This window comes from Flexivirga sp. YIM B11880, from assembly GCF_058148645.1.
In genome coordinates, this window is the sequence record NZ_JBMAMH010000032.1 from 1 (window position 1) to 3,860 (window position 3,860).

At 68.2% G+C, this 3,860-nt stretch carries 4 protein-coding genes; all 4 read left to right on the forward strand.

Going from position 1 to position 3,860, the window contains the following annotated elements:
- Positions 1–131: 131 nt before the first annotated feature.
- Positions 132–644: an SsrA-binding protein SmpB gene (gene smpB / locus ACN8HC_RS19670; protein WP_490076533.1), complete on the forward strand. Its 513-nt coding sequence runs from the start codon at positions 132–134 to the stop codon at positions 642–644.
- Positions 645–705: 61 nt separating this feature from the next.
- Positions 706–1,818, forward strand: coding sequence for a LolA family protein (locus ACN8HC_RS19675; RefSeq protein ID WP_490076534.1), 1,113 nt, complete (start codon positions 706–708; stop codon positions 1,816–1,818).
- Positions 1,819–1,954: 136 nt separating this feature from the next.
- Positions 1,955–2,812 carry an ABC transporter ATP-binding protein gene (locus tag ACN8HC_RS19680; protein ID WP_490076535.1) on the forward strand — a complete coding sequence of 286 codons (858 nt, stop codon included), beginning with the start codon at positions 1,955–1,957 and terminating at the stop codon, positions 2,810–2,812.
- Positions 2,809–3,651, forward strand: a complete 843-nt coding sequence (locus ACN8HC_RS19685; RefSeq protein WP_490076536.1) for an ABC transporter permease — start codon at positions 2,809–2,811, stop codon at positions 3,649–3,651. Before ACN8HC_RS19680 ends, ACN8HC_RS19685 begins: the two co-directional genes overlap by 4 nt.
- The last annotated feature ends 209 nt before the right edge of the window (positions 3,652–3,860 follow it).

The window sequence follows — 3,860 nt, forward strand, 5'->3', positions numbered from 1 at the left end:
ATCTCGTGACCACTCCAGGAAGTTTCGCCGCCCGTCATACACATCGCGCGCCATACCGCGCGGTGTGTATGACGCCGCGCCAGATCCCGCGGCCGGAAATCCCGGTTGCGGCCGCTCCGTAGACTGGTCCCATGGCCAAGAAAGCGAAGAAGTCCGCCAAGGACGAGCCGGCCAAGAAGGTCGTCGCCACCAACCGCAAGGCGCGGCACGACTACCTCATCGAAGACACGATCGAGGCCGGCCTGGTCCTGACCGGCACCGAGGTCAAGAGCCTGCGAATGGGCCGGGCGTCACTCGTCGACGGGTATGCCGACGACCGGCACGGCGAGCTGTGGCTGGAGAACGTCCACATCCCCGAATACTCGGGCGGCAGCTGGACCAACCACGCCACCCGGCGCCGCCGCAAGCTGCTGATGCACCGGCACGAGATCGACAAGCTGCTCGGCAAGTCCCAGGAGGCCGGTCACACGCTGATCCCGCTGTCGCTCTACTTCGTCAATGGCCGGGTCAAGGTCGAGATCGCCCTCGCCAAGGGCAAGAAGCAGTACGACAAGCGCCAGGCGCTGCGCGAGCGGCAGGACAACCGGGAGGCCGAACGCGCCATGTCGCGCGCGGTCCGGCGCGCGCACAGCGAGGTGCGCTGACCGACTCAGGATCATTCTTACGGGGGATGATTCTCACAGGCCGGCGACTTATGCTCGATTGATGAACGCGCCATTCAGCCGCCGCCCGTTGTTGCGCTGGGCCGCACCGGGGGCCGTGCTCGCTGTCATCATCACCGGTTCGCAGGTCGCTGCCCACTGGCCGGCGAACGCCGCCACCAACCTGCCCCCGCGGACCGCGGCGCAACTGCTGACCGACCTGCAGCGTGTCCGGCCGGTGGCGCTGTCCGGCACCGTGACCGCGCGCATGTCGCTCGGTCTGCCGCAGTTGCCGAGCGGGATGGCCGGCAGCGACCCCACCAGCCCGCTCAGCCTGCTGAGCGGCACGCACACCGCCAAGGTCTGGTATGACGGCAACGTCTCCTCCCGCATCGCCGTCCTCGGCGACTCGGCGGAGACCGACCTGATCACCAACTCGAACGGTCTGTGGCTGTGGAAGAGCGCCGACCACTCCGTGCTGCACGTGGCCGCACCGGCCGGCGCGGTGTCCGGCCACGGCAGCGCACCCCAAAACCGGACGGAGCAGCACCTGCCGGCACAGCTGACCACACCGGAGGGCGTGGCGTCCTGGGTGCTGCGGATGCTCGACCCGACCACCAAGGTCAGCACCACGAGCAACGACCGGGTGGCCGGACGGGCGGCATACGAGCTCGTTCTCACCCCCCGGACGAGCAAGACCAAGATCGGGTCGATCCGTATCGCGGTCGACGCCAAGCACCACATTCCGTTGCGCGCAGAGGTTTTCGCCCGTGGAGCGGCGAAACCGGCTATCAACGTGGGCTTTTCGTCCATGAGCTTCGCGAAGCCATCCGCCAGCAGGTTCGACTTCACGCCGCCACCGGGGTCGAAGGTCACCACGCCGAAGCCCGGGACGACGACCCGTCCCAAGTCGGCACCCGCCGACGTCGCCGCGCCGCACGTCGTCGGCACGGCCTGGTCGTCGGTGCTCGTGGGCGAGATCCCGCGCAAATCCGCCGCAAACACCGGCCAGCCGGACTCGCTGCAAGGAATGCTCCGGCTCCTGCCGAAGGTCTCCGGCAGTTGGGGGAGCGGCCACCTGCTCGACACCGCCCTGTTCAGCGCGGTGCTGACCGACGACGGCCGGTTCGCGGTCGGTGCCGTCCAGCCGGCCGTCCTGTATGCCGCCCTCGGCTGAGCAGTCCGCGGGTCTCGATACGGCCTCCGCTAGCGCTCCGGCCTACTCGACCAGCGCGGACTCCTCGTCATACGCTATCGAAACCCGCGGGCTGACAAAGGTTTTCGGCTCCCAGCGGGCGGTCGACGCGATCGACATGCGTGTGCCCACCGGGAGTGTCTACGGGTTCCTCGGCCCCAACGGTTCCGGCAAGACGACGACCATCCGCATGCTCCTCGGACTGGTCAGACCCACCGAGGGCGATCACGACGTGCTCGGCCACCACATGCCGGAGGGCCTGACGACGGCGCTGCATCGGGTGGGGTCGCTCATCGAGGGCCCGGCGTTCCACGCCCACCTGTCCGGGCTGGCCAATCTGCGGCGGCTCGACGCGGCGGACGCCCGCTCGGACACCACCACCAGCGAGGCGCGGATCCACCGCGCGCTCGATCGGGTGGGGCTCAAACCGGCTGCCAACAAACGTTTCCGGGCCTACTCCCTCGGGATGAAGCAACGGCTGGCCATCGCCGCGGCGCTGCTCGCACCCCGTGACCTGCTGGTGCTGGACGAGCCGACCAACGGCCTGGACCCACAGGGCACCCGCGAGGTGCGGCACCTGGTGGGGAGTCTGGCGGCGGACGGCATCACCGTGCTCATCTCGAGTCACCTGCTCGCCGAGATCCAGCAGATCTGCTCGCACATCGGCGTGATGCGAGCCGGCCGGCTGGTCGCCCAAGGCAGCATCGACGAGCTGCGGGCGACCCAGACCGCGCAGCTGATTGTGCACACTCCGGACCCACAACGGGCGCTCGACGTGTTGTCCGCACGCGGCCTGGGCGGCGTGCGGGTGGACGGTGAGGTCGTCATCGCGTCGCCCGGTGATGCGCTGCCGGAAGACATTTCGGCTGCCCTGGCCGACGCCGGAGTCCGGTTGCGCCGCTTTGCGATCGACCGGCCGAGCCTGGAGGACCTCTACGTCTCGCTGACCGGCGAAGGTTTCGAGGTGCGCTCGTGACCGAGACCGGCAGGCTCTCCGCCGCGACGTTGCGGTTCTTTGGCTCGGAGCTGCGGCTGATCATGAGCCGCCGGCGCAACCAGGCCGGGCTGGTGGTCCTGGCGGCCATGCCGGTGATCCTCGGGGTCGCGGTGCGGCTCACCGAGAGCAACCCGCGAGGTGACGGGCCGCCCAACTTCATTGACGACATCGTCGGCAACGGGGTCTTCCTCGCGTTCGCCGCGCTGACCTTCGAGCTGACCTTGTTCTTCCCGCTCGCCATCGCGATGGTGTCGGGCGACGCGATCGCCGGCGAGGCCCACTCCGGCACGCTGCGCTACCTGCTCACGGTCCCGGCCGGTCGGGCACGCGTGCTTGCCGTGAAATACCTTGGGATCGTTGCTGGCTCGTTCATCGCAGCGTTCGCCGTCACGGTTGCGGGCGCGGTCGCCGGCATACTCCTCTTCGGGACCGGGCCCCTCACCACTTTGTCGGGGGACCAGGTGTCTCTCGGGGTCGGCCTGTGGCGGCTGGCGATCTCCACGGCATACGTCGGCTTCGGCCTCTGCGCGCTCGGTGCGATCGGCTTGTTCGTCTCCACGCTCACCGAGCAGCCGATCGCGGCGACCGTCGCGCTGCTGATCGTCACCGCGACGATGTGGGTGCTCGACGCGATCCCGCAGATCGCCTGGCTGCACCCCTGGCTGTTGGTGCACCGCTGGACCGGGTTCGCTGACCTGATGCGCAATCCGCCGGACTACAGCACGGTTCGGGTGGGCGTGCTCGTCGCACTCGGTTACATCGTGGTTTTCGTGTTGGCCGCCTGGGCTCGCTTCGACGGCAAGGACATCACGAGTTGAGTTATCTGGCTCGGCTCCTCGCGGCCCGGGTCACGTCGCCAGATCGCGGATAGGTCGCGACAGTCGCGAGTTACGTACCGAAATCTCGGGCGGATTCCACCGGTCTAGGCAACATCTCGAATTGAAGGAGATGTTGTGGGAGATCGTCAGAAGGGTTGTACTCGGTCGTATCCGCCGCAGGTGTGGTCGAAGTTTTTCGACTTGGTCTG

Excerpts from the sequence above, each read along its gene's own strand:
- ACN8HC_RS19675 (WP_490076534.1), top strand. The coding sequence starts at position 706 with ATGAACGCGCCATTCAGCCGCCGCCCGTTGTTGCGCTGGGCCGCACCG.
- smpB (WP_490076533.1), top strand. The coding sequence starts at position 132 with ATGGCCAAGAAAGCGAAGAAGTCCGCCAAGGACGAGCCGGCCAAGAAG.
- ACN8HC_RS19680 (WP_490076535.1), top strand. The coding sequence starts at position 1,955 with ATGCGTGTGCCCACCGGGAGTGTCTACGGGTTCCTCGGCCCCAACGGT.